Source organism: Pseudonocardia sp. ICBG601 (genome assembly GCF_020496245.1).
In genome coordinates this window covers 1-3654 of sequence record NZ_JAHLJA010000117.1, presented here as the reverse complement: position 1 = coordinate 3654, position 3654 = coordinate 1, and the positions used below count along the sequence as shown (strand labels likewise).

Sequence of the window (3654 nt, the reverse complement as noted above, 5' to 3'; positions counted from 1 at the left end):
CCAGCGGCTGATCGGGACGGCGACGAAGAACGCCAGCCCCACGGCCACGAGGCCCGCCGCGAGGATGCCCAGCCAGAGCAGCAGCTCCTCGCCGTGCAGCCGGTCGGTCGGCGAGATCGTGACGGCCACGCCGTGCACCTCGGTGTCGATCAGCACCGGCTCGGCGAGCAGCATCGGTCGCGGGTCCCACGGTGGGATCAGCGGGTACGCCTCCGACGGCCGGGCGGCGAGCGCGAGCGCGATGCGTTCCTTCTGCTCGGCGTCGAAGGTAGGCACCGGGTTGCGCGAGGACGCGACGACGTCCGCCGTTGGCGTCGAGGATCATGACCGCGACGTTGTGGACGGCGTCGTAGCGGTCGAGCTCCTCCTTCACCCCGCCGGGTCGGCCTCGGTGAGGGGGCGCTGCGCGAGCGACGCGTAGTAGATGGTGTCGGTGAGGCGGTCGGTGAACATCCCGAGCTGCGAGGCCTGGGCGCTGTAGAGCGCGAGCGGCACCCCCAGCCCGGCCGCGAGAAGCGCGAACCAGGACGAAGACGATCGCCTGGAGCCGGGTGCGCACGTCTACCCCCGGGAGTCGGCGGGACCGGGGGCGTCGGCGGGGACGGAGGTGGGCGCGTCGAGGCGGTACCCGACCCCGCGGACGGTCTGGATGATCTCCGGCCTGCCGAGCTTGCCGCGCAGGTGGCGATGTGGACGTCGAGCGTGCGGTTGGCGCCCGGCCACGTCTCGCCCCACACCTCGGCGATGATGCGCTCGCGGGTGCAGACCGCGGCGCCGGAGCGCGCGAGCACGGCCAGGACGTCGAACTCCTTGCGCGAGAGCGTGGTCTCGGCGCCCTGGACGGTGACGACGTGGCGCTTCATGTCGATGACGACGTCGTCGATCGTCACGACGTCGCTCGCGCCCGCCGGGCTGCCGGAGCCCGCGGTGCGACGGCGGCGGTAGACCGCGTGCATCCGCGCGACCAGCTCGTCGATGTCGTAGGGCTTGAGCACGTAGTCGTCGGCACCGACGTTGAGCCCGTGGACGCGCTCTCCGACCTCGCCGCGCGCCGTCACCACGATGATCGGCACCTCGCTGACCTCGCGGATCGCGCGGCAGACCTTGAAGCCGTCGATGTCGGGCAGACCCAGGTCGAGCAGCACGATGTCGATGTCGCGCAGGTGGTCGACGGCGCCCCGGCCGACCGCGAGGCGGGTGGTGGTCATCCCGTGCCGGTGCAGCGCGGGCCGCAGCGCGGCCGCGACGCGATCGTCGTCCTCGATCAACAGGATGTGCACCCGCACCACCCTGCCGGCCCGGGTCGACCGGTAGTGCTCCGTTACCGGAGCGAAACCCTAAGCCTTCCTGAAAGGTGCTGGACTGTTGTGTCCGTTTCGTCCTACGGTCCCGCGCATGCTTGGAGGTCACAGATGACCGACAGCCCCATGATCAGGATGGCGGCGGTCGAGAAGCACTTCGGCGAACTGCACGTGCTCAAGAACATCGACTTGGAGGTCGCAGCAGGCCAGGTGGTCGTCGTGCTGGGCCCGTCGGGGTCCGGGAAGTCGACGTTGTGCCGCACGATCACCGGCTGGAGCCGATCGACTCCGGCACGATCGAGGTCGACGGCACGGCCCTGCCCGAGGAGGGGAAGGCGCTCGCGAACCTGCGTGCCGACGTCGGCATGGTGTTCCAGAGCTTCAACCTCTTCGCCCACAAGACGATCCTCGAGAACGTCATGCTGGCGCCGGTCAAGGTGCGCAGGCTCGACAAGTCCGAGGCGGAGTCCACCGCGCTCACGCTGCTCGAGCGGGTCGGCATCCTCAACCAGAAGGACAAGTACCCGGCCCAGCTGTCGGGTGGTCAGCAGCAGCGCGTGGCCATCGCGCGCGCGCTGGCGATGAGACCGAAGGTGATGCTCTTCGACGAGCCCACCTCGGCGCTCGACCCCGAGATGGTCAACGAGGTGCTCGACGTCATGACGTCGCTGGCCAAGGAAGGCATGACCATGCTCGTGGTCACCCACGAGATGGGCTTCGCCCGCCGCGCCGCGCACCGCGTCGTGTTCATGGCCGACGGCGAGATCGTCGAGGACGCGACGCCCGACGAGTTCTTCACCGCGCCCAAGTCCAACCGGGCCAAGGACTTCCTCGGCAAGATCCTCACGCACTGACCAGCGCTTTTCCCGCCACTCTCCCCGAAGGAAACTGATGAAGCTGCGCAAGCTCGCGCTCGGACTGCTGGTCGGCGCACTGGCCTTGACCGCCTGCGGCAAGGAGGGCACCCCCGGCGACGCGGCAGCGGCTCCGGCTCCGCGCCTGCCGCCGACCTGAGCTACACGGTCGCGTCGGACGTCGCCGTCGCCGGGTCCCCGACCTTCGACAAGATGAAGTCGAAGGGCGGCGTCACGGTCGGCATCAAGGAGGACCAGCCGGGTCTGGGCTTCCTCGACGCCACAACCGGCAAGCGCTCGGGCTTCGACATCGAGATCGCCAAGATGGTCGCGGCGGGTCTCGGCTACGGCGCCGACAAGATCACCTTCAAGGCGATCCCGTCGGCCGCTCGCGAGGACACGATCGCCCGCGGTGACGTCGACTACTACGTCGGCACCTACACGATCAACGACAAGCGCAAGACGCTCGTGTCGTTCGCGGGCCCGTACTTCGTCGCGGGTCAGGGTCTGCTGGTCCGCAAGGACGAGTCGGCGATCACGAGCAAGGACACGCTCAAGGGCAAGAAGGTCTGCTCCGTGACCGGGTCGACCCCGATCCAGCGGGTCAAGGACCAGCAGCTCACCGAGGCGTCGAACGTCGTCGAGTTCCAGACCTACAGCCAGTGCGTCGACCAGCTGCTCTCGAAGCAGGTGGACGCCGTCACCACCGACGACGCGATCCTCAAGGGCTACGCGGCCCAGCAGCCCGACGACCTGAAGCTCGTGGGCGACGTCTTCTCGAAGGAGCCCTACGGCATCGGCCTGAACAAGGACGACTCCGCGCTCCGCAACAAGATCAACGATCTGCTGCAGGCCTCGTTCACCGACGGCACCTGGCAGAAGGTCTACGACGCGACGCTGGGCAAGTCGGGTTCGGCGGCGACGCCGCCCGCTCTCGAGCGCTACTGACCGAGCAGCGCTACTGACCGAGCAGTCGACGACGGGGTGGGTCCGCACCCGCGGGCCCACCCCGTCGTCGTCCTCGACGGCTGAGAGGCAACAGGGGTGAACGTCCTCTTCGACAACCTGGGGCTCTACGGCGACGCGTTCCTCGTGACGATCGAGCTGTTCGTCATCGCGGCGATCGTTCGCTGGTCCTCGGGACGCTCCTCGCCGCGATGCGGGTGAGCCCCGTGCCGGCGCTGCGCGCGTTCGGCACGACCTACGTGAACGTCCTGCGCAACACACCGCTGACGCTCGTCTTCTTCTTCTGGGCGTTCGCCTACCCGAAGCTGCAGATCGTCGAGCTGGGCTACTTCACGCTCGCGTGCATCTCGCTGATCGTCTACACGTCGGCGTTCGTGTGCGAGACGGTCCGCTCCGGGTTCAACACTGTGCCGGTCGGCCAGGCCGAGGCGTCGCGCGCGCTGGGCTTCGGGTTCGGGCCAGACGATGACCGCGGTCGTGCTGCCGCAGGCGGTGCGCGCGGTGGTCCCGCCGCTGACGAACGTCCAGATCGC

1 protein-coding gene and 3 pseudogenes are annotated in these 3654 nt (G+C 68.9%); 3 read left to right on the top strand and 1 reads right to left on the bottom strand.

The genetic code is table 11. The features are described from left to right. Positions 1 to 197: 197 nt before the first annotated feature. A complete protein-coding gene (locus KPL57_RS26705) occupies positions 198 to 1280 on the bottom strand; it encodes a response regulator (RefSeq protein ID WP_308253032.1) in 1083 nt (360 codons plus the stop codon). A gap of 147 nt (positions 1281 to 1427) precedes the next feature. Here KPL57_RS26705 and KPL57_RS26700 point away from each other — a divergent pair. From KPL57_RS26700 to KPL57_RS26690, 3 pseudogenes are all read left to right on the top strand, one after another. Continuing rightward, positions 1428 to 2155: pseudogene (locus KPL57_RS26700) on the top strand (amino acid ABC transporter ATP-binding protein). A 37-nt stretch (positions 2156 to 2192) separates the two neighbouring features. Next, a pseudogene (locus KPL57_RS26695) lies at positions 2193 to 3103 on the top strand (glutamate ABC transporter substrate-binding protein). Between the two features lie 96 nt (positions 3104 to 3199). Then, a pseudogene (locus KPL57_RS26690) lies at positions 3200 to 3654 on the top strand (amino acid ABC transporter permease); the annotation flags it as partial.